Origin of the sequence: Blastopirellula marina (genome assembly GCF_002967765.1) — a bacterium.
Lineage (GTDB): Bacteria > Planctomycetota > Planctomycetia > Pirellulales > Pirellulaceae > Bremerella > Bremerella marina_A.
Genome location: NZ_PUHY01000005.1, coordinates 15,586 through 41,026, shown reverse-complemented (window position 1 = coordinate 41,026; position 25,441 = coordinate 15,586). Strand labels below are relative to the sequence as shown.

Genomic DNA, 25,441 nt, shown 5'->3' with positions numbered 1-25,441 from the left:
GCGGTCGCAGGAGGGCATCAACGACTGGGCAATTCACGAATCCGCAGGTCGCGGAACATGACCTTTCCGGTATGCAGTTGTAAGCCGATTCGCGTGCCAGGTCGAGTATTTCGAGGAAGTTTTCCGTCGACGATCTTCTGATCGTTACTCCAGACTTGGAGTTGATCCCCCTGAGCCCGGATGGTCATCCGATGCCATTGTTTGGGTGGCAATCGCAAACCAGGACTGGCTGGCAGTGCTTTCCACAACGCGCCATTGAGATGGGTAGTAGGGTCTTTCGCATACTTGGGCGCGGTATCGTCCAACAGTTGAACCTCATAAAAATCTCCGGTCACCGATAGCGCTGCATCGCGAACCGCCCGTATGAAGACACCGCTGTTTCCGCCAGGTTCCAGTTGATACTCAAACTGCAATTCGAAGTTTTCGTAACTACCGGTGTTCATGAGCCAGCGTTTGAATCGTGGTTGGTTCGGTGGAGGATTGCCGATGAGAATTCCGTTGCGAACGCTCCACCCGTCGCTGCCAAGCTGCGCCCATCCGGAGAGGTCTTTGCCGATGAGCGAGGTGAATTCCGCCTCTGTGGGCACGTTCGATGTCGCAGGCAATGCGCCGAGTGGCTTGATCGCGATCTCGGCGAACGAAACGTTCCCATTGCTGACCGGAGGTATAACAAGCTCGATCGGGCCTGGGTTCTTGTTGCCTTTGACTTCCGCCACCAGCACCTTTTGATTATCCACTACAACACTTAACGTATCGTTGACCAAGGAAATTTGGACATCGAACCACTCACCAGGTCCAAGCGATGGATTGTTAAAGTCTGTCACGACCGAATCCTCTCGCTGCTTCATCGCTATCTTCGACCAAAATTTGACCATAGTCTTCGTCTCTCGATCCGGCCTGAAACTGACTTCAATTGCTTCCTGTTCCTGCCGCCGTAGAACAACGCCGCAGTAGCCCCCCGACGCGATGCGCATTCGCAGCCGCAGTTCGAAGTCGCGAAAGTTGGACTGCGTGGTTTTCATCTGGACCAGCAGATCTTCGGTGAACGAGGGCCAATCGGGATATGCTTTATTTGCTTGCAGCAGTCCATCCTGTACCGACCATAATCCCGACACGCGTCCGTCGTATTGCCAGCCAGAGAGATCTCGATGATTGAATAGGGAAAGGAATCCAGGTTCGGACTCGGTGATAGAAGGCTTACTGGGTCGTGCAGGCGTGGTTGCTCCTAACTTCCGAACCTGGATGTTGCGGAAGCGGACCTCACTGCTCATGAGTTGCAACCCAATTTTCTTTCCGATCGATTTTTCGGAGGGAAGCTTGCCGGCAGTCACTTTCACGTCGTTGCTCCAGATCTGGATTCCATCGCCTTGCACGCGGATGGCAAGGCGATGCCATTGGTTGGGAGGAAGCTTCAGCGATGGACTTGCTGGCCAGACCTTCCAGAGAGCGGCGTTTCGCATATTCGGTCGCACATCGTCATAGCGGAGCGAGGTATCGTCGAGCAACTGAACCTCATTCATGTCGAATTCGTTAATTTCGCTCGGGTTGGGTACGGCCCGGATGTACACACCGCTGTTGCCCCCGGGGGGCAGACGATATTCCAAGCGAAGCTCGAAGTCTTCGAAGTCGCCCCGATTCATGAGCCAGCCGTGAACCTTATTTTGATCATTCGGCGCGGTGCCGACCAACTCTCCGTTCTGCACACTCCAACCGGAATGACCAAATACGTCCCAGCCGTCGAGGTTCTTTCCGTTGAATAACGGATCGAATCCTGGGGCAGGGAACGGAGCAACCACGTCCCCCGTGGGAAATGCCGCCGGCAACATCGGCGAACTCGAAGCATCGGCTGCTGCCGGCGAAGCGGTGGAAGGTGTTTTGGAACTTGATGCGACCTTCGGTTCGTCACTGGGAAGCAGTTGGAGTTTGAGGAGGGTCACTCCATTTCTGGCGACGGTCAGCTTATCGCTGGTTAGCGTTCCTCCCTCGACTTGAACCGAGATGCGTCGCTCTGGTCCGTTGCCGTTGAGCACGAACGCGTTACTTCCGGGAGCCAGGGCCAGCGTTGCTTCGCCTAGCTTGAGTTGCAATTGATGCTCGGTCGCGGAGGTCGAGTTTGGCTCGTTCAGGCGGACGACGTTGCCATCAACGAGAACTTCGAGGTTAGGCAGGTCGCCAATCGTTTCGATTCGTAACGTTCCGTACGGTGTCTTCAGCAGCATGACGGCCGCCAGAATCAGTAATCCACCGCACAAGCTTGCTCCTACGATCCAAGGCCAAATCGGTTTTGCTCTTCGTCCGGAAAAACGTTGCGAGGTTTTCTGGGGAGCAACGTCTAACTGCGCCGCCACGTTGTGAAGCGACGGCTGCTCAGACGGAATAGGCTTAGCTGCGGGAACAGGTTGGGCAACAGGAATCGGTTGCGAGGTTGGAACAGGCGAGGGCATGTCGGCTTGTGTTGCCCGCGACGGCGTTTCATTTTCGATTGCGGTCGCCGAGGACAGATACTGGCGAATTGTCTGAGCGACCTCTTCCATCGATTGATAACGTTCGGCTGCCTCGCGGGCCATCATCTTCTCGACAATTGCTGCGAGCGTTGGATCGACATCGGCTCGCAAGGTCGACAACTTCGGGGGATCGGTCGAGATGATCTTGTAAGCCAGTTCCCCCAGCGAGCTCGCCTGAAACGGTAGCTCCCCGGTTAGCAGTTCGTAGAAGATGACTCCCAACGCATAAATATCGGTCGTGGGTCCGACTTGGCTGTGCTTACCTTGAATCTGTTCCGGTGACATGTAAGCAGGCGAACCGAGCAAGGAACCTTCGTGTGTCATCCGCGACTGCGAATCGGTTTGCAGGGCGAGGCCGAAGTCCATAATGACCGGCTCTTGCTTCTGATCGACCATCACGTTGCCCGGCTTCAAGTCGCGATGTACGACGTTGTGTCGATGGGCTTCCGACAGACCGTTGGCCAATCGCAATACGAGAATACAGCAAGAGCGAATCGCTGATTGTTTTCCCGACGCGATGTAGTCGGCCAGACAGCGGCCGTCGATAAAGGCCATAGAGATGAAGTGACGCCCGTCGATTTCGCCGACATCGTACACCTGGCAGATGTTGCGGTGCTGAAGCTTGGCGGCCGATCGTGCTTCGCGATAGAAACGCGTGATCAGTTCTTCGTTGCGATTGCTACGAAACTGTGGCGTCTTTAAGGCAACCTGGCGATCGAGTTGGGTGTCGTGGGCCAAATAAACTTTGCCCATCGCCCCCGTGCCCAGTTGTTTCAGAATCCGATACCTTCCGAATTCGACCGGCAAGTTCGTGAAATCGTCGGGCTGCTGAGGGTGCGTATCGCTGGCGGCCTGGTTGTTGGTGGCCAACGCGGCCGAGGCCTGTTGACGGTTTTGCTTTACAATGGCGACAAACTGCGGGAAGCAATTCGCGAATCGCTCGCGATACTGGCTCTCCTTTTGTTGATTACCAGTTGCCGAGCGGGCCTCGTATTCGCTGGCCAGCAAATGCGGGGGAATCTGCGGATCAGTAGAAAGATCGGGGAACTGCTGTAAATAGAACTCGACCTGACGCCCTTTGCCAGCTTCCCACGAACGATGCAGATCGATCTGAGCCAGCTCGAATAAGGCCGCCAGACGAGCAGTTGGGCTGAATTGGGCCGAGACCATTTCACCGACCTGCAAGATTTGCTCGGGGGTCCACGTTTCCTCGAAGGTCATCAGCAGCTGTTCCAGCTGGTTTCGCTCGGTGTCGGAAACGGCAGAGAGAAGTTGCGGACTGGTCATCAGAAATCCCGTGGGTGGAGCAATTCATTCGGCCAACGAGAGACTTGCCAAGTATCCCTCTGCCATACTCATCGCAATCGGGTAGGCGAAGTGTCACATCGAATTCAAAGATTTTCCGGATCAGGCTCGATCTCGTACTCCTGGAAGCGGTTCGCGAGGCGTTGTTTCAGCAGATCGCAGAGGCGATGAACCGTCTGGCGTGACACACCTAACTGCTTGGCAATGTCTGACTTAGGGTGTCCCTCCAGCCGCAGGGCCAGGATATCCCAGGCCTTGTCTGGCAGACCGACCAGGGCGACTTCGATCTCTTCCCACAGGGCTAAGGCATCTTCCGGTGTTGGCTGCTGATCGAGAAAATCGAAGCTTTCTGGGAGGGCTTGTTCCGCCGCCGCGTTCCGCTTTTCCGCCGTGTGTCGCCGGGCATGCGTGCGAGTCTTGAGAATGGTGATCGTGACCAACAGCTTCCAAAGCTGCTCGCGATGCTGAACCGCCAACTTGCCTTGTTCGTGGCGGCGAAAGAATGTCCGAAAGACAGACTGCACGACATCCTCGCCATCGAATCGCCGTAACAAGCCAGGGCTGATATTCCGAGCCGCCATGTGCGCGAGACGATCGGAATAAGCGGCGAACAATTGCCCGATCGCATCGTCGTCTCCTTGTTGGAGCCGATCGATCAGCGACCTACCGATCTGGCTGTGGTTGGACCAGACTTCCGTCATCGGGTTCGTAATTACTATTGAAGCGTGCCATGAAGATATTGCCATTCGACTGGCCCTATCATAACCGGCATTCGTACGAAATTCACACGTGAAATGCGGAAAACTGTGCTACGTGAAGACGTTCCGTAGCAATTGCTGGCTAGTCTCGGCATACTGCAAATGAATCAGCGGATAGGGGCGGCCTTGGCCGTCGACTTCGGAGCGGCCAGTGGGTATGAAGCCGAGATGTTGATAGAACGCGGCGGCGGCTTGATTTTGCTCGTTGACGTCGGTGGTGAGGTGTGGATGCTGTTGAAGCGCGGTGGCGACCAGGTGCTTGCCGATGCCTTGCCCGTGATAGCTGGGATCGATGAATAAGGCGTCCATGTTGCCATCTTGCACCAACATGAAGCCGAGCGGTTTGTCTTGAGCGTCGACTGCCAACGTTAGCGGTGCTGTGGCAAAGAAGCTGCGGACTTCCTGTTCGAGTGCGATTCGATCGTCCGGTCGAAGAAAGTCGTGCGTGGCATCGACGGCCAGGCACCAGATTTCAACGACGCGCTCGACATCGCGCGGCAGGGAGGGACGGAGAGTAAACATGCGAAGAAGTCTGCGCCGATTTGAAGGGCGATTTAGTTTCTTAGGCTTGCGAAATGGCTTACCATCGTAACACGGTGATGGTGTTCGTCAGGTCGTGTTGTGGATGGTGATTGATGACCAGCTTAATTCCAATGCTCAGCAACAGTGCCGGTGCTCTGGTGGCGCTCGCGGGATTGGGGGACGCGCTGATCGATTTTGCGCTGACACTGATGTGGCTTGGACTTTACGTACTTTGGCTGATGGTCTTCTTGACGACCATTCTTCAGTCGCGGTTCCTGTTTTTCGTCACGTTCGGCTATCTCATTTTGTACTCAATTTTGTTCAGGCCTTGGAATGCTGTCTCAGTACAGCCCGATATGCAGATGTATTATTCGGAAGAAGTGGAGAGTTTCCAGCTTGTGCGCAGTTGGTGGCTCGGCACGATCGTTCTTTGGTTTCTATCAGGCATTAGCTGTTGGGTGGACTGGCACCGCTGGATTTGGCCGCCGCTGGAAGACAAAGACGATTCGCCCGTCGAACCGCACTCAGAGTTCCTACTGGATGCTGACGGTTACGTCTATCAGCACGTGGGCGATCCAGGAGATTTCTTTCTGAAGATTGCTTTGCGATACGAGCACGCCGACGACATCCTCGTCACGCGACTTGCCCAGGAGCATTTTCGCGAGTTCGCTCCGTTGCCCAGGGAAGCGGTGCGACTGGCCGTGCAGAATGGGGTTACCAAGGCGAACAAGCAATTCGAAACCACCTATCAAGTGGCCCGCATCTGGTATCGCGAAGCAGACACGCCCTTCTTAGCGTTATATCAGCATGCGGCGGAGATGATTATCGAGCAACTGAGTCTGGATACCGATTCATTTCAACGATCGGCGACCGTTTCTTGATATCCTTGCATGGCTAACACACCTCGACAGACGGCGTACACCAGAAGGCCGTAACCTGCCAGGACGCAGTTGAGCAAAACGCCTTGAACGAGTGTCGTAACGAGTGTGGATACAAATTGCAGATTGGATTCCGTGGTTTGAAAGACGAATCCCGTTGCTGAGACAGCGATGATGCCGCAAAACATATCGACAAAGAATCCAATTGGAAACAGCAGCGAAATGGCAATTCTGGTTCCGTAGGTGATCGCCAAAGTTATTTTCACATCACGTCGCTGTCGTAATGGATGATTCCGGGTCCACACATCGAATATTGTGTAGCCGACGATGAACAGGAATACGCCCGTTGCCATCCCTGCAATGGCAGCCGACGTCGCTCCAGCAGCGATATACCAACTCGGGGCGGCGCTAATCGAGCATATCAAGAACCACCGAAGTGCCGCTTTGCCGGTCGCCCAAGCAAGATCGTTCTGCGTGTGCTGGTGCTCGACATCCGCGACATGCGAAACCGTTTCCGGCGACTGGAACGGGTTCTCGGGCTCTTGCGTCAACATAGCAGTTTCGAGTTTCTCTCGATTGGTGCGAATGATTTCCGGGAAGGATCGATGCCCTTCACATTGGTTTGAAGGACTTGCTATGTTGAAAGTCTCGTCGATAACCCGAGAGGTCGCAAGCCAATTTTGGCGAGGCGTTGTTGTTAACGGTCGATACGAACGACAAGGGCTCACCCCACGATGATGGACGAACTCGACAACATTCCCTGGCATCAGCTAACCCATGCGTACGGTTCGGCCGAGGATGTGCCGGAGTTGTTGCGCGAGTTGCGGACCGCTTCACCTGACTTGCAGGGGGAGGATTCGCCGCTGTGGCACTTGTTTGGCAACATCTGGCATCAAGGGACCGTTTACGAGGCGACCTCTTATGCAGTTCCTTTTTTGATTGAAGCGGCCGTCGATCCGACGACGCCTGATCGGGCAGGCATCTTGCAGCTGTTGACCGAGATCGCCAACGGCAGTTCTTATCGCGCCGTTCATGGCAATCTTCAGCAGGAACAGGACTTCACCGAAAAGCGAGCCCAAGAATCCGACTGGGCCGCAAGAGCCCGGCACGCGGTCGTGGCGGGTTACGAAAAGTTTGTGGCAATTACCAGCGAGCCAGGCGATGTCCGTTACGCGGCCGCCAATTTGCTGGCTCGCTTACCGGTGCGCAAGGAAGCGACCAGCCAAATCTTACGAACGATGCTGGCCACCGAAACGCGAGACACCTACCGGGCGGGTTTGCTGTTGCTGCTTGGCGTGACGGGCGATTCGTCGGAAGAAACGCGGGACGTGTTGTTGGCAGCGTTGGATGCCGAAAATGAAAACGAGCGACACGCCGCCGCGTTTGCAATTGGACACTTGAAAGTCACGGCCCTCCCTCCCAAGGCCTTCCAAGTGATGATGGACGCTGTGGTAGAAAACCATTTGGAAGAGTCACTCGAAGGGGAACTACCGTGGCAACTTGACGATGAAATCTTTGTGGAGGACTTGTTTGCCAAGCTGAGCCCTGGCAACCAGAAACAGGTGGTGATGCGATTGATCGCCGCGTTGGAAGCAGGCCGTCGCAAGGAAACCGAGGTCGGGCGACTTGTGATGCTGGCCTTCCCGCTCGTCAGCAATGTTGACAACAAGGTCACAGTTGGCTCGGCGAGCCGTTTGCAGATGCGCGCAATCCGCGCCTTGTACAACGCCATGAAGGGAGGCAAGCGGATCTTCTCGGGTCACTTTCCCAGTTGGGGTCTGCCCGATAGCATGCGTGACTGGCGAGCCCTGGCCAGCGGCCGCGACCCCACGCCACCGGACGAATGTCAACCTGTGATCGCCAGCGAGCACGCGCCTGGCATATCGATTTCGCCAGCCGATCTCTACGTGGGGCAACGCATCCTATCCCGCTACTTCGGCGCCGGCACCGTCCTGCAATTGGAACCGGAAGAGGATTTCATCGAAGTCACGGTGGATTTCGATGAGGAAGGAATCACCCACCTAGGATTGGCCCGCTAAGTCATGACTCGCCTTACTTCGGCGTCATTCGCATCGCCTGGCCTTCATTTGGCGCTAACGTGATCGTTAGCGTTTCCTCGGCGTCGACCGTTTGCTCGTCGATGGCGACTTGCGTGCGAGTCTTCAGCGTTGAGTCGTCGCGGTAGATGCGAGCCTGGTAGCTTTTGCCGGAATCGAGAAAGTTGAGCGGGACGGTGAGCTCTCGCTTTTCGTTGGCGTTGATCGCGCCCACGAACCAGTCGCTGCCGCTGCGGCGGGCGATGACAACGTACTCGCCAATGTCGCCTTGCAGGACGCGGGTTTCATCCCAGACAGTGGGAACCTGAGCGAAGAATTCGAGCTCAGGAGAAGGCAAAATCCGGTTACGCGTCGTCTTGCCATCTTGCAGCGGCGTCAGCGGGGTATCGTACCAATAGATGAACTGCCACGGCGAGTAAGTGCAAACCGCTTTCGCGAGTTGTTGAGCGTGCGACCAGTTCTTCTTCACACGCGGATCGTAGTAGCAGATCGTATGATCGGCCGCCCCAGCCAGGTTGCGGGTGAATAGGGTTGTCACCGCCAAGCTGGTCGATGGGGTCGCTTCGTCACCGCGAACACCTTCCTGGGTCATCAAGTTCGGATAAGTTCGGCTGTAACCGGTAGGGCGATACTCGTCGTGGATGTCGACCATCAGTTCATATTCGGCCGCTTTGCGAACCGCATCGTGCAACCAACTCGTCCACTTCTGCGAACCCGTATTTACAAAGCCATACTTCACACCGGCGATGCCCCACTTCTTGTAAAGGGGCAAGATCTCATCAAGTTGTTTCTCCAACGCGCGACGATTAACATAGACCAGAATGCCAATGTCGCGCTGCTTGCCGTACTGAATGATTTCCTGCAAATCGAGCGGACCAGGCGAACGCTTGGCATCGACCGTGATGGTAGTCGCGTCGGAGGCATCGTCGTATTCGTGCCCATACCAGCCGGCATCGAATTCGACGTATTGGAAGTTGTTCTTCACAGCGAAATCAATCGCCGCTTTGCCGCCGAGAGTGGTCAAGCTGATTTCACGCAGCACCTTGCCAGGCTTGATCCACGAAGTGTCAGCGATCGCGCAAGGATCGTTCAGATTAAGAAACAGGTCGTTGCTTTCCAGCAGTTGCCCAGGCGAGTACGCAATTAAGATAACTCGCCACGGTGTCGTCAGTGGTGCGGTCGCGGTCACCTCGCTTAGAAGTTGGCTGACCACGCCGGGTGCATCTCCCGCTGCCGAACGGAGTCGCATGACGGCGTAGTCGACCAGCTTTGCTTCACCAATAGCCACGTAATGTTGGCCAGCCTCGACGACCAACGGGCGTTCCACGTTTTTGCCGAGTTGATTGAGCGGAACCTTGTCGTACGTTCCTTGGGCGCTCGTCGTTCGCCAGGCAGGGTAATCACTCGTGAAGCGAAATTCGGTTCGCTCTTCCTTCAACTTCAGTTCGGTATTTTCTTTTCCCAGCGTCGTGCAGAATGCTACGCCGGTGTCGTAGCAGCGGAACTGCACCGCAAGTGGACAATTCGCTTGCGTGTCTTCCAGGTGAAACGTTCGCGAACGGTAATGATCGCGAATGCTACTGCGTTCGCCATAAACTGGTTTCCAGGTTTCGTCATGCGTGGTCGTTTCGCTGGTCGAAGCCAGCGTCACATGTTCACCGATCATCGCATCATCGCTACGCAGAAACGAGATCGGCGAATCCTTGATGACCACTTCGCCGGCAACTTTCACCTGATAAACAAGTCGGCTGTGCTGATCGGTCTGGTCGATTTCAACGGAAACCTCGATGCGTCCGTCAGGGGATGTTAACGACTCAGCATTTGCTGCAGCACTCACCATCAGGCAGGCAGTAATCGCCAGCAGACAGATCAGGCCATGTGCGACCGTGGTGAAGGAAGACGAGGAAAACTTACGAGAAAAGCAGAAAGGCATGACAACTTCAGCGGGAAAGGGTGGAGGGATAGGCAGCCCACTGGCCCCGTGGACTGCCCGAATGAACGGAAGGCAGGGGAAGCTTACAGCGGTTATTTTTCGAGGACGATCTGGCCAAGATCATTGCCATCGCTATCCGCTACTTCGACCGTGAGGCCCGACTTCTCAAAGGTACCATATTTCTTAGGGAGGAAGTCCTTTTCCACGGCGCTGCCAGGTTCGCGGATCTCAGTAACGACCTGACCTGCTTTGTCGACGAACAACGTTTTCTTAATCGCAACTTTGTGCGTACCGGCCGTCAGTCCATCCCCAGGCTCGTAGGTTTGCGCCTCGAAGAAACCTTCGGCATCGGTAACCGCCGACCCGCCGCGACCTTCAGGATCGACAGGCTGGAAAGTGACCGTCGCCTTTTCAACCGGCTGACCGTCGAGGATGACTTGCCCTTTCGCCGTGAAGACAGGCGGGCGTCCGTCGTTCCATTGAGTTTTTCCTTTTGAACAACCGACAACCGCAGCAACGAGCAATAACAAGAGCAGTGCGTGAGCACTGTTTCGTAGTGGGACCAGCATGGAGTAAACCTTTCAGAATAGAAGTAGCAAGCACGGGCAAACTGGCTGCATGCCCGTGCCTTTGCGGCAAGTTGTGGGAGAAAGCGGAAACTACAGCGATTGAACTTCGCCACCGCTCTTGGTGCCGATTGCTCCCCAGACGCCAAACGGGCTTTGTCCGGTTGAAACGGCCGAGAGAGAAAGGTTGCCGGTATCAATCGTTTCAGTCACAAAACGAACAGATCCGTCCATGAACATCGAAAGCACACCGCCTGGATGTCGGCTGGCCGACGAGTAGATGCCGTTACTAACCTGCGAACTGCACGTCGCGCTGTTCGGAGGCAGAATCGTGGTGACCGCACAGTAACCAGGTCGACCATCTTGCCAGCGCTGGCCATGGCAACGGAACTGGGCGATAAGCGAACCAGACGTGTACTGGTTGCGAACCATGTAAGCCCGACAAGCGAGCGGATCGGTAGTCGAGTTGCCAACAGCGCGCCCCAGCATATCACCGCTCGGGGCGACGATGATTTCCGACATTCCGACCGTATTGCTGAGCCCGTCGGTGATTTCGTTGAATCGCGTGTAAGTCAGGTAGCCGAAGATACCACGGATGTTTTGATCGGGGCGCGACGAATCGAAGTTGATCGCGTAGTTGTCTCCCATGTTCAACCCGTAATTCAGCGGAGAATACTGCGCGTTACGATCGGGCCCAGTTCCCGAAAACAATCCGTCGGAAGGACAGACGAACGAAGGGATTTCGCCAACGTAGCCTGAGTTCGCGTTGCCATGCCAGGCATGAAAGCCGCCTGCTTGAATCTGGTCGAATCGCGAGCCACCTTCGATGAACGGCAGCAAGCCAACAAAGGCACTCCAGCGGGGATAAGCCGTCGCGCTGCCGCCTGACCAGTTGGTTCCCCCTTGGCGAGCTGGCAATGCCAAGTAGGTGTCGTGGTAGTTATGCACGGCCAGGCCCAGCTGCTTCATGTTATTCGAGCAGCTCATTCGACGGGCCGCCTCACGAGCTTGTTGTACCGCAGGCAGAAGAAGGGCAATCAAGACGCCAATAATGGCGATCACCACCAGTAGCTCAACGAGCGTAAATGCATTTCGTTTCATAGAAGGGGTTCCCGTGCAATGAGGATGGCATGATGAAAATAAAGGGAGTCCGGCGATATCCCGTGATACGAAAAAGGGAAAAACTAGTTCCTACGGGTGCCGGTCGACCGGGAGTATAGAAAGGAAAACAAGCCGACGCAAACAAAGGATTAAAAGAAAGCAGAGAGTTTTAACTGCGCATAGCTATGTAAAAATGACGTCGCTAACGAATATTCTTGACAAACACCCCGCCTTCTTGTGTCCATCGCCGTCGACCTAAAGGGTAGCCAATGATTAGCTTAGGAGCATTACGGGCTGCTTGAGATCCATTGCCACCGATATTGTTTTTCTTTGCTATAGTTGATTAGAAAACCATTGCGAATCACCACGAGGTGACGAAAATGGGAAACTCGATGACGAAAATAGGGAATAACAACAACCCTTTAACCACCCGATTGAAGTGCGATGTGGCGAAACAAACCAACGATTCTGCTGCTGATCGAATCATCGCGCGGATATGGGCGTGGTTGTCTGCGTGGTGTTGCCGATTTCAACCGCATCTATGGCAACTGGCAGTTCATTCATGTCGAGCGCACCATGAACGAGCGACTGCCCCGCGGCATTCGTGATTGGAAGCTCGATGGCATTCTTTCGCGGGCCGAGTTGGCTTCGATTTCCGAGGAGATTGACGCCTTAGAAGTCCCGACGGTCGACCTGCGAGGCTCGTACGTGCCAGCGCATGGGGTCTCGCTGGACACCGATCCGGTGGCTTGTGCGCAGATGGCGATCGAACACTTCCGAGAACGGGGGCTGTCCGATATCGCCTTCTGCGGCTACGACGGCGTCGACTTCTCGGACGCACGCGGTAAAGCGTTTACCGAGATTGCCTCGAAGAAGGGTCTTCGCTCGTACTATTTTGCCAGCGTGGAAGACAACTTCTCGAATGTCCCTCGCGAACTGCTCGCCGAAGGGGACAATCCAGAGTTGCTTTCCTGGCTGAAATCGTTGCCGGTACCTTGTGGGGTATTCGCTTGCAACGACGTTCGGGGTCGCCAGGTTCTGCGGGCATGCAGCGAAGCCGGGATCGCAGTGCCGCAACAGCTGGCCTTGCTGGGGGTGGATAACGACAGCGATATCTGCGACCTGACCATTCCAAGTATGAGCAGCATCGAACCGGATACGCACCAAATTGGTTTCCTCGGCGCGACTTACCTGGCGGAACTGATAGCCGGTGAAAAGATCAGCCGCAAGACGTTTATCCTACCCAAAGGGGTCGTCGTGCGGGCTTCTTCCGATATGGTTCCGATTGCGGATCGCGAGATCGCTGGGATCTTGAACTTTATTGAACGGCGTGCCTGCGATGGTTTGACGGTCGCGATGATCTGCGAAGAGTTTCGCCTCAGCCGTTCGTCACTCGAGCGTCGCCTACAGAAAGCGATTGGACGCAACGCCAAGGCAGAGATCGACCGGGTTCGGATCGAGCGAGCGAAGTTAATGCTGCGCGAGACCGATCGAAAAGTTCTGGCAATTGCCAACCACGTCGCCTATTCATCCGCGGCGAAGTTCTCGGTCGCTTTCAAGCGAATTACTGGGATGACGCCCGGCGAGTTTCGTAGTCATCGTTCGTGACGTCAGCATACGTAGAGCGAACATCGACAGTCCGCTTCAAGGATCATGCGAGGCAGAATCAGATGGCGGGTGCATTCCCTTTAAGACCTTAAACTCAACCGAAGCTTGGCAACGGGTCGAACCGTTCTGGCTTTCTCTTACTTCGGCTGCGATAATCGCGATCGCACACACTTGGCCGAGCCGTCTTAAGTTTCGGCATGTGTTGTCGGTTTGCTCTTCATCCAAGTTAGAAAGCCTGCTCGAACCTGTGAACATTCCTGTCATTTACTACGACGCCGACTACATCCCCAATCCCAACCCCAACGGCGAGACACCTTTTGAAGAGTTCTGGCAGGTGCGTCAGGCAATTCTGGTCGCTTCGTAGCGGCACGGCGAAACAGGCCCAGAGTCGGATACGAAGTCGCCGTGTTATTGGTTAGTCGAAGATCAGTACAACGACGATTTGTATCAGATTATGGAAGTCTACCGGCCAGAAGGCTGGAACGTTCGGTGGCTGACCGATTTGATTGGCGAGCTAGAAAAGTACGATGGCTGGGGAATCAGCATTGGCAACATCGAACAGGGCCATCTCTTGATCTACGCCGATCGCTTAATGGCCTCTGGCCCGACCTTCGCAAATTGCCAAGACCTGGACGCCGTTGTCCAGGCCGCGAAATATGCGGTGCCAGATCGAGAAACCTAGGCGCCCTGACTTGCTCGCGACTTGCTAGAGCACCACACCTCCGGTAACAACGGGCTTCGGAGGTATTTCCTTCTCGCCGAGCATCTCTTTCAAGTTGCCTTCGATGGTGACGCTGATCGAGGTGAGGGGAGTGTCGCTGGGGCGGTTCTCGAAGGGGTCTTCGGTCATCTCGCCGATCTGGTCGAGGCTGAGGAAGATGAAGTTGATCAGCAATGCCAAGGGAATGTTGAACAAGCCCAACTCTTCCACAAATGCGAGTGGAACCAGTGTGCCGTGCAGGTAAACGAAGACCCTTGAGAAAAAGCTGTAAGGGCGAGGGAAGGGCGTGTTCTTAATTCGCTCGCTTTTCCCCTGATGGTTGTTGAACTCGGTGAGCGTTTCCCCCATTTGCACAAAACGAAAATCAGACAGCCAACCACGCTGATACGCCTCTTGCAGCTCTTGCCCTTGGATCAGCAGCAATTGGTTGGGTGGGTTGTGCTTGCTGAGCACTTCGTCCGCTTCTTCCTGAGAAAGAAATGGGCGGATGTCCGCATAGTCGTTCGGTGCTTCGATCAGGTCTTCACCGTTTTCGTTGTAATCGTGGGGATGACGCAGGAACACCCGCAGCGCGTGGACGAAGGCAATGTGTCGATAGATCAGTCGCTCGCGCCAAGCGGTGAGTTCTTCGCTGGGGATGCCGTCCGGCTCTTGACTTAGAGTCAGCACTTCACGACCCCAAGCCCGACTGTAGTTGACCAGCAATCCCCAGATCTTGCGTGCTTCCCACCAACGGTCGTAAGCGCTGTTGTTCTTAAAACCAAGAAAGATGGCCAATGCCGTGCTGAGCAGTGCGATCACGTTGAACGGCACCGTCAACTTCTCCATGTCGAACTCGTGATGCAACGTATAAACGATCACCGAGAGAATGAAGAAGTAGAGCAGGCTCTTCCAGGTATAAAAGAGAATGTGCCGCCAGTTGAGGTTCCTATTGACGATCATGGGGTGCGTTTCACCGACGGGTTCGAGTCAATTCAAATTCCATTTCAAGTAGGAACCTTGCCGCCCCCAAGGGGCGGAGGCTTCGTCCTACACGCAGTTAGGACGCAATTCGCGTACCGTAAGACTTCAGCATAGAACGAATCTTACTTAGGCATAGAAATAATCACAGCCCACGAATTTGCTCTGGCAGTCCTGTCGCTAAACCACGGGAAGCAACTTAAAGTGCGTGGAACCCACATCAATTCGAACGATTTCCCAACTGTTTTGACAGAAAAATCATGGCAGGACCTGCTGCATCCGTGATCGCTTGCTTACCAGAATGCTTGCCGACTTGGCGTGCGTTGATGTCTCCTTACGCATAGCTCTGGGAAGTTCACGACGAATGCGGCATCGCAGATACAAGTTTCTTCGGTGGGTCGTATCAAGGCGATCCGCTAGAGTACCCTGAAGACGCCGCGTTTGCGGAGGCACTGCGTCGTTTCACGCGTCAGGAACAGAGCCACGCGGTGGTAGTCGCCGCGATGTCGAATCAGCCGCAAGATCACCAGATCCAGTGCGAAGTCGTGATCGATTTGGCGGAACGCTTAGATGGATGGATCGACTTCGATTGTCTCGAGGTACCGACTAGCGCTGGCATGCATCGCATTGATTGGCCCAGCGATTCCCCATCGAACTGGACGACCCTTGCCACCGCCGAAGCAGCCCGGCATTGGCTACGGCACCCGCTATTTCGCATGCTGAAGTAAGGAAGATGGAGACATTTAACCACGGATCACACGGAAGTCACGGATCAACGACAACCTCCCTTTACCAAATCGGCATTGATGTCTTATCCATGCCCATTGGTGGAATCCGTGGTTGATCTTATTCTTCGCCGCGAATCGAATTAGAACGACCAGATGTCGACCTCGCTGTCAGGCTCTGGCTGCTCCAGAGAGTACGTTTTATCGTACAGACGCTTGTTGTAGCCAGCCCAAGTCGGGGCAGAGATAAACAGCGGGTTACGTTCCAGCGAGGTTTCCCAGGCCACCATCTTCTCGAGCAGACGCTTGGCGATTTCTGGATGTTGGGCAATCAGGTTGTTAGTTTCGCCGATGTCGTCGGCCAAGTTGTATAACTGAGGCAACTGCGATTCTGGCCGCAACAGTTTCCAGTCTCGTTCACGCACGGCCGCACCGCGGATTGCCATCCGCCAGTACAACGTCTCGTGCGGATCAGACTTCGTTTCACCCAGGAAGAACGGCACCAGGTCGACTCCGTCATAAATGGGTTGGTTATTTTTACGACGACCAGCACGCGGCTCGGTAGCGCCGTCGGCCGGTGGTTTGCCTCCAGCGGCGGTCACTATGGTTGGCATGATATCGAGCGCGATCACAGGCTTCTCGAAAACAACGCCTGGGGGCAGCTTCGCTGGCCAATGATAGATGGTCGGTACACGGATGCCACCTTCCAGGAAGGTTCCTTTCGTCCCTCGTAGCGGTGCATTGACCGCGTGCGATACCTCGACCGAGCCGCCGTTATCTGAGATGAAAACGATCAGTGTGTTATCGAGTTGGCCGGTCGTTTCCAGCTTGTCGAGAATCTTGCCGATGTTCACGTCCATGCAGTGCTGCATCGCGCAGTAGATGCGGCGCGTTTTATCGTGGATGTGAGCGAACTTGGCGATGTCTTCCTCTTTGGCCTGCATCGGCCCGTGGGGCGTATTGTACGAAAGATACAAAAACCACGGCTGTGTCACTTCGTCCGCCGGTACATCTTGCTGGGGCTTAATAAAATCGAGCGCCTCGAGCGTGAACCAATCGGTCAGGTAAGGGGTGCGAATCTCGGTCGGTTTGTCATGATTCCGCAGCAGTTGGTTCTTCTTCACCGTGGGGAAGTACGCATGACTGCCGCCTAGCATGCCGAAGAAGTAGTCGTAGCCACGCTCGCACGGATGATGCCCTGCAACCGCTTCCCCCAGGTGCCACTTGCCGACGATGCCAGTCCGGTAGCCAAGCTCCTTCAGCCGCTGCGGCAACAGGACTTCGTCGAGCGGAATGCCGGCAAACTCGTCTCGCAAGCTTTCGGGATGACTCAGGTTATGTTCGAAACCAAACCGCGAACCGTACCGTCCCGTCATCAGCCCGGCCCGCGAAGGAGCACATACGGGTCCCGACACATACCCATCCGTGCACCGCACGCCACCGGCCGCCAAGCGATCGAGATTGGACGTAGCAACCTGCTTCGATCCATAACAAGACAGGTCGCCATAGCCCATGTCGTCAGCGACAATCAACAACAAATTAGGCTGCGCCGCCGACACCAGCGAAGTTGCCGTGAGCCACAGAATCAGAGGGAAGCCCGCGCGTAGCATGGCAAAGATCTCCCGGGATATCTTATTTAAAACGGTGATTCTAGTTGTTTGCATGGGGGATGGCGATAGTGCTCGTCGCGATCCCGGAGGACTAAGAATGAGGCGGACTGATTCCGACGCATTGCACAAAATCACGCTTTCAACTCAAGCTGTAAAATCCACTATGAGAACCTAGAAACGCAATACGTCTTCCTTACAAGTCAATTGTCTTGATTCAGTTATACTGCAAATTTGAAAACTCGAAATTTGCATTTTAAGTTGCGATGTCTCTTACCGCGAAACAAAAAGAATTCGATAGACTTCAGCAAAGCCTAGTTCATTCGGGCTTGCAAACTGTACGTTCGAACGAACTTATTTGTCCACTCTGTTGGCAGAGTACGCCATTTGATGATTTATCGCTGGAACACATTGTCCCCAGTTCTGTGGGCGGTCGACAAACGACGCTGACATGCCGAACGTGCAATAACGATCATGGGCGCAAACTAGACTCTCATCTCGCGAACTTCCAACAAGTCCATGACGCATTTCGTGGTCACGGACATCTCAGGACCAAATTGAACATCAATGGGAACGAGATGGTTGCCAACCTGCAATGGAAAGAGGGGCAGAAGAGCTTTCACATAGTTGGCAAAGCATCAAACCCTATCGCACTCACTACGTCTGAAGCAGACTTCCACTCGGGCAATGTTGACGAATTTACATTTACGATTTTGTACAACTACGCTCGAAATAACTTCAAGACGTCTTTATTACGCTCCGCTTACCTGGTCCTATTCAAACACTTCGGCTACGAATACGCAAAACACAGCATTGCGAATGAGATACGCAAACGAGTGATGGACCTTTCGCTAGAACAACCAAATATTGATTCGCTTATCGTAGAAGCTCGTGGTTTTCGTCCGCCGTTCGATGATCAACAATATGTCATCCCAGGAAGCATAAATGACGCTGAATTCTGTTTGGTCATACTACGAATTCGGCGAGCGACTACAAAATACATGGGTGTCTATTTACCTTTGCCGTGCGATGATTGCGGTAAGTTCTTCAAGCTCATGAATTCTTTCGCAAAGGAACAAAATGGCTTGAAGATGTCGATTCCTGCGGAAGCGATATTGAAGAGCAAGCAGTCCGAATAAGGGTACTCTCAAAGAATCACCTCTACGTATTCCTATCCTACAGACGCATTGGTTGCGTCCAAGGTCACTCCCGCAGCGAGCCGAATTCCTCTTCCGAGATCGGCACCAGCGTCTTATCTTCCCCTTGCTCGTAATAACGACGACCGAGTGGCGTGTCTTCGAAGACGTAGGCTCCAACGGGAAAGTCGATCGTGAACTTCTCAGCAACTGGCTGATTGACCGTTGCCTTGCTTAGTCGGGCGTTCGTGGTGGACGAGCGGCTTCCGTCCGCTTCGTCGATTTTGTCGTTCCAACCGGCGACGTAGTTTTCGCCTGAATCGGTTTTACGGAAACGAAGGTAGAGATCGCGGATGGGTTTTCCTTGATATTCGACAAGCCAACGCACCGGCAGAAAGTCTTCGTCGGGAAGCAACAGCAGGGTGGTACGGCGATCGGGAAGGCCATCGTCGAGCGTGACGACCAGATAGCGTCTCTTGCCCGATACCCCTTGCCGCTCGATCGTCATGCGTGAAGTTATGTCCCCATCGGGATGAAGAAACGCCGCCGGGGCGTGGCAGAGGTAGAACGGCACGAGCTTGCTGCTGCGTGTCAGGTGGCTGCTGATCTGGCCGCGGGAATCGATCTCGCCCATAGGTTGAGGCTTAGCAATCCCTTCGATCTCACCACTTACGCACTGCCGATACGTTTGCCCGTCGAAGACTGCCTGGAACGCTTGCTGATAGATCCCTTTAAATCCCTGCTTGTCGCCGGAATAGCGATAGGCCCGCTTGGCGCCGTCGAAGCAGTAAGTGAGTTCATTCTGCAGCTTCGCCCCCGTGGCTGGCGGCTCGCCAAAGGGATCGCTCGAATTTCCCCGGCCGACCACGTCCATCGTCGTCTCGAGGGCGTAGGTCGCTTCGAACTGTGTGATCTTCTGACCACTTTGCTTCCAGGCCGCAACGATTTGCTCTGCCGTGTAGGCATCGTCCGCCGACACGCTGCCGGCGCATAAAATCAGGATAACCAACACTCTGATTCGAAAAATGGCCGACATCTGCTTGCTCCTGACGATTGCCCTAGTCATCCATTCGCTTACGTCCCTTTGTAAAAGAGAGACGCAGTGGTGGCAAAGTATTTGTTTACGCATCGATTGGAGTAAGCCGTGGAATCGCCTACGGCCATGGCGCCCACTGAGGAGCACCTACTCGGCCAACGACTGCTCTCGTTTTTCAATCAACGCTCGCAGCGGTTCCAACGGCAAGGCTTCGACCTTGCGGCCGTCGCGGCCTTGCATGGGGGTCGCTTTTAGCAAGGCGTTGTAGACCGCTTCTTCGGTTGTTTCAAGTGCGGCTTGAAACAGGGGAGAGACGGCGTCGTTGGGGAGCGTCGGTTGCGTCTGAATTTTCTCTTCCCCATAAGCGACGCGGAGATCAGGGTTCGTCGAGAAGGCGATCGCGAAGTCACCGCTGCCGTTGGTATAGGAAGAACCCGTTCGCGCAAGGCCAAATAAGGCACGTGCGGCGAGTCGTTTTAAGTTTCTCGGATCGAGCGGAGCATCGGTGGCAACGACGATCATGCACGAACCGTCGCCCGGCTTTAGCGGGGCAGGGGGGCTGACCGGCGGCGTCTCGGCGAAAGTATGCTTGCCTAACACTTTGCCAACGGGAAGGCCGTCGACTTGTAGCACTCCGCCAAAGTTGGCTTGGACCAGCACACCCACGGTGTAGCCGCCATAACGTTGCGGTAGGGTACGGCTCGATGTGCCGATGCCTCCCTTCCAACCGAAGGCAATGCAGCCGGTGCCGGCGCCGACGCAGCCTTCTTCCACGATGCCTGATTGGGCGGCCTCGATCGCCTGGACGACATGCGGCCCGCGAACGTGCTGGCCACGAATATCGTTCAGGCCGCCATCATTGGTTTCGCCGACCAGGGCGTTGACGCTACGGACGTTCTCATTCCCTGGCTGCGTGAGCGACCACTTCACGACCGCCTCGACCGCGGTGCCGACCGAAAGGGTATTGGTCAGAATGATAGGGGTTTCGAGATTGCCTAGCTCCTCGACCTGAGTCGAGCCGGCCAACTTGCCAAACGCGTTGCCAATGAACACGGCGGCCGGGGTCTTCTGTTGAAACAGGTTTCCTTCATGCGGAAGAATCGCGGTCACTCCGGTACGGATGTCTTTCCCGTCAATCAGCGTGACCTGACCGACCTTCACTCCAGCCACATCGGTGATCGCATTAGATTTGCCAGGCTTGAACACGCCAGGAGCAATTCCGAGATCACGCGTCCGCGGCCGAGCATCGGGTTCGTCAGCGGATATGGAGTTAAGCGAACTGACCATCATGGATAACAGGAGAACGAGAACACGCAGATGCATGGGTGACCTATCGTACGGCGTGCAGACGCGAGTGAACTGGGTGCCAGGTGATAATGCAGCCTAGTCGACATCGCCTCGACCTGCCATCTACGAAATGCGCAAATGGCTAGTTACCTTCCATGATCGTCAGCAAACGCTTAGCACGATCAGCGTCGGATAACTTGAGAAGTTCGATCCTCCGTTCTCTTGGCATTTGAACGTGATGGATCAGAAGGTTTAGCAATCCCGCCGTTTGATTCATCGCTTCGATCCGTTCGGCTTCGAAATCGGGATTTTCGATCTTAGCGCGATAGTCGCTGTTTGCTTTGGCGTAAGCCGCGAAGGCATCTTTTAGCTGTTTGACTTGAGACAGATCGACCTCGGCTGGGGCTCTTTCGAGAAACTCGACTTGCCCGTGGGACCATTCCGAGTCGCCCGCTTCCATGGTGTTAACGGTGACTAAACGCTTCACATCGAATGACATCACCCACGGATTGCGACCCTCGCGACTGGCCCCCGACGGCTTCACAATCGCGCCGAGACAGGGAGGCTGATCACTGGTGGCGATCACCAACGAAGTGATCCGATCGGGCAACGCTTGATTGCCCGAGGCCCCAAAAACCGCCTTGTAAAACTCGCTCGATACTTCCAAGTTCACTTGAAACCCCGGCACGGGCACGTTCAGTGGATCGACCAGCATCACGTAACGATCGGCCAGTTCGACTTCTGCCTCGTCGAATGGATCCGCGAAGTCATAACCTTCACTTGGGGGACATTCTCGCGAACACTCAAGCTGCGGCATGAGCGTCGAGGATGGAATGGTCCGTAGATCATCGACCATAGTGAACTGGACTACGTAGTTCGTCAACGCGGATTCGGTGGCATTGCCTTCGTCATCCAAGGCACCCGGCTCGCTGGACCACTCGATCGCATGGACCGTAACCTTGTAGTTGCCGTTGGGCAATTCAATCCACGACTCGGGGTAGTCCTCCCAATCGGCGCGATAGTCGTCACTCGGCACCGAGTAGCCGCCGTCGAAATAGACTCGTCCGTGCAAAACAGCCAAGCGAAAATCCCACGAACCGCACAGCCACTTTCTTTCGCGTTCGGAAAGCGGATCGCTAGTCGCTCGAATCGCATAACCTCCATCGCTACCGGTGCTGAAAGCGACCAATCGCCCGGCGGCGAATTCGCGGCCGCAAGCGAAGTGATAGTTCGGCCAGTCGATGGGGCTTGTTTCGCGATGCTTGAGATCGTTGGGATGATACAAATAGATACTCGCGATATCCGTACCGATCATCATCCGCTGATCGAGTTTGAACTGCGATGCGTCCGCCATCGGTGAATCCTGTTCCTTAGAGACATTTCGAGAATGATGTTCCGACGCGTCCTTCGCCTCCGGCTGCTGCTGGCACCCGGCAATGGTTATGGCAATTACCAAAGCACTGAGAATCGCGGGGTTTGAATTCATTGCCCTCATGGTAAACCGCCGGTTAGTCCGATAGACGCGTCAACTTGTCGAACGGCATGATGATAACGGCTGCACGTGAGAGAAGCACGTCGTTTTAGGGACAAAGAGTGAAGCGTTGCCGCCAGAGATACTAAGGTGAAGCGTACTTCGCACGGGTTGCGGTATTGAACGCTGCGAGATCTTCATCACAAGTATGGCTTTCGAACTCGTAGTTCCAAGGCTCGATGTAACGCATTCCGAGTTCTTGGGCTAGCTTGAAGACGCTTGTGTAGTCGCCGTTGGGGAAACGGTACTCTTGGTCCGAGCGGCCGATGACTTGACCGTAGAGGTCGCCGTCGTACTTCTTGAGCAGCGTGATCAGGTTGCCTTGGTAGTTGGTCTTGCCGGAGATCCACCACATGCCGATGCCAACGCGATTATCGTAGCTTGGCTTTTGAAACTCGGCGATCAGGCGAGCAGGAATTTCGGTGCTCTGAAAGAGTTCGTGCACCTCGAATGCGACCGCTTTGCCAGGAAATGCTTGCAGCACGCTTTGCGTCGCTTGGGCGGATGCTTGGAGCCAGAGATCGCCGAACTTCCTTTCGGCGTTGCGCTCGCGCGGGTTGATGCCGGCGGCTTGCAATAGCGTTTCATGCGGGACTCCGTTGAAATGCCCTTCGGTGCCGTTGCTCGTCATTTGCGGGACATAGATCAGCTTCAAACGATCGTCTTTTCCAAAACGATTACCCACCGCCGTCAGCATGGCTTTCAGGCGTTTCTGCACGAGCGGGTCCCAGTACTTCGGCATCTGAACCGGATTGCCGCGGAAGCTCATCGCGAAGGTTTCGACACGCAGCTTCAAGACCAACCACTCTGGCGAGAGCGATTGACGTCGCCGCCAAGCGGGCGAGTCGTTGGCCGAACTCTCAGTGGAAGTCCAGCCGCCGTGGACGGCGAGCGTCCAGTTCATGTTCGGTTTGAGAAGTTCGACCTGACGCATGATCGGGGCGAAATCGAACTTGCTTGGCTGCGGCTCGATTTCTGCCCAGGTCACACGGACGAGCCCTCCTTGCATGTGCTGATTCTGGACCGCACGCGGCGTGATCTTACTGGCATACGTTCCGGTCGGCTTGTCGACTTCTTGACCGAAGGTCGGGGAAGCGAGCAGCAGGAAACCGATCAACAGCGAGGTGGTGGCTTGAGTTTTCATGCTCATTGAACCGCAGCAGTCGCCGGAAAGTTTCGCTGCGGGATGTTCAAGAGCAGACACTGCCCCGTTTTCGATGTGCATTCGGGCAGGATAGGGGGGAAGCAATCGCCGTGTGATCGCTTTTAGTCCACCTTCGCACGTCGCCAGGCACTGGGCGTCACGTCGCGCATTTTGCGGAAGGCGCGGTAGAAGGTTGAGAGTTCGGCGAAACCACATTCGAAAGCGATCGACGTGATCGGGCGGTCGGTGTTCTCAAGCAGGCGACAAGCATGGTCAACGCGGAGTTCCTGGACGTAGTTCAACCAGGTTTGCCCGGTGATACCGCGGAACAGCTGCGTAAAGCGGCGCCGCGGGATGCCAATGCTGTTGGAAGCTTCGTCAATCGTCGTTGCCTCGAAGAAGTGGGTGTCGAGGTGACGGATGTAGGCCGCCATTTCGTCGACGCCTGGCTCTTGCGACAGATCGGTGATCCCATCCGACTTCGCGACCTGATGACAGGCGATCAGCGAGAGGATCTCTAAACCGTTGGAAACCATCGCCAACGGCGTCAGAGGGTTATTCTGCAGTTGCTGGAACAACAATCGACGGAGGCGACGTTCGATCCGCTGGGCAAAATGAGCCTGACGTGGCAGGAGGCCAAGCGGCAGGGAGGCAACGGCCTCGCTATCGAAGGTCAGTAAGGACCGGTGAATGCACAGGACGTAGCAAGAGATTGGCGAGTTCGGCGAGTCTTCCACCCGGTTACGGCGCCCAGGCAACACCATGACAATGTCGCGCGGTGCGAGCTCGTAAACTTCTTCCCCAACATGCGAACGGCCGTTACCGGCAATCACGTACAAGACTTTGACGAAGTCGTGAACCCGAAATTCCATCTCGAACTCGGGACCATGGTGACTTTCCAGAATCAACACCCCCCATGAAGGCAGGGTTTCATCTAGCGCGCGGTTTGTAAGTGACGGGGACAAATTCACCGTAGGCCCTGTTCGGGTCGAAGGGGAGAAACGCTCCCTAACTGAACTGAAATCGGCCTTACTATAACCCAGATTCGGTGATTAATGAAACATCTGGGTCAAGATTCCGCCAAGAGAAATCGCCTAGAAACGCAAAAAAAGCGTCGTATCCGCGGGGGATACGACGCTTTCGCTGATTTCGCTTTTCGTCCGAGGCGGCTTACAGGGCCGTCGGGGTCGGACCGACTGGGCCTGGCAGGTCTTCCTGGACGTTGCCAGCACGATGCAAGTGGTTATGGTCGATGTAGATCACTTCGCGGCAATCTTCGTCCCGGATGGTGTGCGGGAACGGCCAGCCAACTCGCGTGACCTCGGTGTAGTAGACCGTGCACTTGTAGTGAGCGTGGTGCAGTTGAACTGGGCCAACCAGCGGCATCACGCGAGGAGGATCGACGTAGTCAGCGATCTTTTCCTTGGTGATACGAACGTTGTTGCGTTGGACCTCGTGCAGGAACGGCATGCCGCCTTGAACCGGGTGCGAGCGTTCCAGCGAACGCATGACTTCGTCGTCGCTAGGCGGATCCAAAGCCACGTGCGGAGCACCTGGGGCGAGCGGGCCCAGAACCGGAGCACGATCATAACGCTCGTGGTTGTGGAACTGGTCCTCTTTCATCTGCTGGTAGTACGGGGTAACCGGAATGGGAAACAGCAGCGGGCCAAGGTAAGGTCCCTGGGTCGTACAGCCAGTGCTGCCGAGAGCAGCCAATCCCACACCCAAGATCAAGCTGAGCTTCAGAATGCTTCGTTTCATCGTTTTCCTCAATGCCTTCCAGGGCGTTTATAGGGCTGGGCCCCTATTCGTTCGACCCGCCGGAGATCCACTTCACTCCACGAAGTGGGCACTTATCTGTTGTTTAGTTATCGTGTGAAGCTGTAACAAACTTGCGGCTTTTTCCGCCTGGCACGAAATTTCCAGCAATACCGTCGCTAGCACGACAGCAGTCTCTGCCGGCTGGCCCACAAGTGGCCTGTGACAACGGCGAAACCAGGTAAACGGCACAAAAAAGCCTTCGCCAAAACGGCGAAGGCTTGAGGAAGCTTCCTAGGAGGGT

At 55.2% G+C, this 25,441-nt stretch carries 21 protein-coding genes and 1 pseudogene; 7 read left to right on the top strand and 15 right to left on the bottom strand.

Translation table 11 applies throughout. The features are described 5' to 3' along the window. Positions 1-17: 17 nt before the first annotated feature. From C5Y83_RS04240 to C5Y83_RS04230, 3 genes are all read right to left on the bottom strand, one after another. Positions 18-3,791 carry a family 16 glycoside hydrolase gene (locus C5Y83_RS04240; protein ID WP_105328424.1) on the bottom strand — a complete coding sequence of 1,258 codons (3,774 nt, stop codon included), beginning with the start codon at positions 3,789-3,791 and terminating at the stop codon, positions 18-20. Between the two features lie 104 nt (positions 3,792-3,895). Then, positions 3,896-4,510, bottom strand: coding sequence for an RNA polymerase sigma factor (locus tag C5Y83_RS04235; protein WP_158262229.1), 615 nt, complete (start codon positions 4,508-4,510; stop codon positions 3,896-3,898). A gap of 108 nt (positions 4,511-4,618) precedes the next feature. Further along, positions 4,619-5,089, bottom strand: a complete 471-nt coding sequence (locus C5Y83_RS04230) for an acetyltransferase (protein WP_105328422.1) — start codon at positions 5,087-5,089, stop codon at positions 4,619-4,621. 113 nt (positions 5,090-5,202) lie between these two features. Here C5Y83_RS04230 and C5Y83_RS04225 point away from each other — a divergent pair, with 113 nt between their 5' ends. Beyond that, positions 5,203-5,970: a hypothetical protein gene (locus tag C5Y83_RS04225; RefSeq protein WP_105328421.1), complete on the top strand. Its 768-nt coding sequence runs from the start codon at positions 5,203-5,205 to the stop codon at positions 5,968-5,970. Here C5Y83_RS04225 and C5Y83_RS04220 read toward each other — a convergent pair. Further along, positions 5,946-6,521 (bottom strand): hypothetical protein, encoded by a 576-nt coding sequence (locus C5Y83_RS04220; RefSeq protein WP_105328420.1) that lies wholly within the window; start codon positions 6,519-6,521, stop codon positions 5,946-5,948. The two genes, C5Y83_RS04225 and C5Y83_RS04220, sit on opposite strands and share 25 nt — an antisense overlap. Positions 6,522-6,701: 180 nt before the next feature. On the opposite strand from C5Y83_RS04220, the gene C5Y83_RS04215 reads away from it, so the two are divergent. Continuing rightward, positions 6,702-8,006 carry a hypothetical protein gene (locus C5Y83_RS04215; protein ID WP_105328419.1) on the top strand — a complete coding sequence of 435 codons (1,305 nt, stop codon included), beginning with the start codon at positions 6,702-6,704 and terminating at the stop codon, positions 8,004-8,006. Between the two features lie 13 nt (positions 8,007-8,019). Here C5Y83_RS04215 and C5Y83_RS04210 read toward each other — a convergent pair whose 3' ends face one another. From C5Y83_RS04210 to C5Y83_RS04200, 3 genes are all read right to left on the bottom strand, one after another. Then, positions 8,020-9,957 (bottom strand): glycoside hydrolase family 97 protein, encoded by a 1,938-nt coding sequence (locus C5Y83_RS04210; RefSeq protein WP_105328418.1) that lies wholly within the window; start codon positions 9,955-9,957, stop codon positions 8,020-8,022. Positions 9,958-10,049: 92 nt separating this feature from the next. Beyond that, positions 10,050-10,526, bottom strand: coding sequence for a carboxypeptidase-like regulatory domain-containing protein (locus C5Y83_RS04205; RefSeq protein ID WP_105328417.1), 477 nt, complete (start codon positions 10,524-10,526; stop codon positions 10,050-10,052). 90 nt (positions 10,527-10,616) lie between these two features. Next, positions 10,617-11,624 carry a DUF1559 domain-containing protein gene (locus C5Y83_RS04200; protein ID WP_105328416.1) on the bottom strand — a complete coding sequence of 336 codons (1,008 nt, stop codon included), beginning with the start codon at positions 11,622-11,624 and terminating at the stop codon, positions 10,617-10,619. Between the two features lie 444 nt (positions 11,625-12,068). Here C5Y83_RS04200 and C5Y83_RS04195 point away from each other — a divergent pair, with 444 nt between their 5' ends. Next, positions 12,069-13,232 (top strand): XylR family transcriptional regulator, encoded by a 1,164-nt coding sequence (locus C5Y83_RS04195; RefSeq protein WP_105328415.1) that lies wholly within the window; start codon positions 12,069-12,071, stop codon positions 13,230-13,232. Positions 13,233-13,674: 442 nt separating this feature from the next. Next, positions 13,675-13,914, top strand: a complete 240-nt coding sequence (locus tag C5Y83_RS04190) for a hypothetical protein (protein ID WP_146117623.1) — start codon at positions 13,675-13,677, stop codon at positions 13,912-13,914. Positions 13,915-13,938: 24 nt separating this feature from the next. Here C5Y83_RS04190 and C5Y83_RS04185 read toward each other — a convergent pair whose 3' ends face one another. Continuing rightward, a complete protein-coding gene (locus C5Y83_RS04185; RefSeq protein ID WP_105328413.1) occupies positions 13,939-14,895 on the bottom strand; it encodes a bestrophin family protein in 957 nt (318 codons plus the stop codon). 389 nt (positions 14,896-15,284) lie between these two features. Between C5Y83_RS04185 and C5Y83_RS04180 the strand changes: the two genes are divergently transcribed. Next, positions 15,285-15,641, top strand: coding sequence for a DUF6368 family protein (locus tag C5Y83_RS04180; RefSeq protein ID WP_315850486.1), 357 nt, complete (start codon positions 15,285-15,287; stop codon positions 15,639-15,641). Between the two features lie 140 nt (positions 15,642-15,781). Here C5Y83_RS04180 and C5Y83_RS04175 read toward each other — a convergent pair whose 3' ends face one another. Beyond that, positions 15,782-17,248 (bottom strand): sulfatase, encoded by a 1,467-nt coding sequence (locus tag C5Y83_RS04175; protein WP_158262228.1) that lies wholly within the window; start codon positions 17,246-17,248, stop codon positions 15,782-15,784. Between the two features lie 263 nt (positions 17,249-17,511). On the opposite strand from C5Y83_RS04175, the pseudogene C5Y83_RS30120 reads away from it, so the two are divergent. Then, positions 17,512-17,736, top strand: a pseudogene (locus C5Y83_RS30120) (HNH endonuclease); the annotation flags it as partial. Positions 17,737-17,823: 87 nt separating this feature from the next. Further along, positions 17,824-18,384 (top strand): hypothetical protein, encoded by a 561-nt coding sequence (locus C5Y83_RS29750; protein ID WP_233207089.1) that lies wholly within the window; start codon positions 17,824-17,826, stop codon positions 18,382-18,384. 64 nt (positions 18,385-18,448) lie between these two features. On the opposite strand, the gene C5Y83_RS04165 is transcribed toward C5Y83_RS29750, so the two are convergent. From C5Y83_RS04165 to C5Y83_RS04140, 6 genes are all read right to left on the bottom strand, one after another. After that, positions 18,449-19,417, bottom strand: coding sequence for a hypothetical protein (locus tag C5Y83_RS04165; protein WP_105328409.1), 969 nt, complete (start codon positions 19,415-19,417; stop codon positions 18,449-18,451). 147 nt (positions 19,418-19,564) lie between these two features. Next, the gene (locus C5Y83_RS04160) at positions 19,565-20,740 is read right to left on the bottom strand and encodes a P1 family peptidase (RefSeq protein WP_105328408.1); all 1,176 of its coding nucleotides are present in this window, start codon (positions 20,738-20,740) and stop codon (positions 19,565-19,567) included. 106 nt (positions 20,741-20,846) lie between these two features. Beyond that, positions 20,847-22,058 carry a DUF6386 family protein gene (locus C5Y83_RS04155; RefSeq protein ID WP_105328407.1) on the bottom strand — a complete coding sequence of 404 codons (1,212 nt, stop codon included), beginning with the start codon at positions 22,056-22,058 and terminating at the stop codon, positions 20,847-20,849. A gap of 262 nt (positions 22,059-22,320) precedes the next feature. Beyond that, positions 22,321-23,379, bottom strand: coding sequence for a hypothetical protein (locus C5Y83_RS04150; protein ID WP_146117622.1), 1,059 nt, complete (start codon positions 23,377-23,379; stop codon positions 22,321-22,323). Positions 23,380-23,501: 122 nt separating this feature from the next. Further along, positions 23,502-24,290, bottom strand: a complete 789-nt coding sequence (locus C5Y83_RS04145) for an AraC family transcriptional regulator (RefSeq protein ID WP_105328405.1) — start codon at positions 24,288-24,290, stop codon at positions 23,502-23,504. 259 nt (positions 24,291-24,549) lie between these two features. Then, positions 24,550-25,140: a hypothetical protein gene (locus C5Y83_RS04140; RefSeq protein WP_105328404.1), complete on the bottom strand. Its 591-nt coding sequence runs from the start codon at positions 25,138-25,140 to the stop codon at positions 24,550-24,552. Positions 25,141-25,441: the final 301 nt, after the last annotated feature.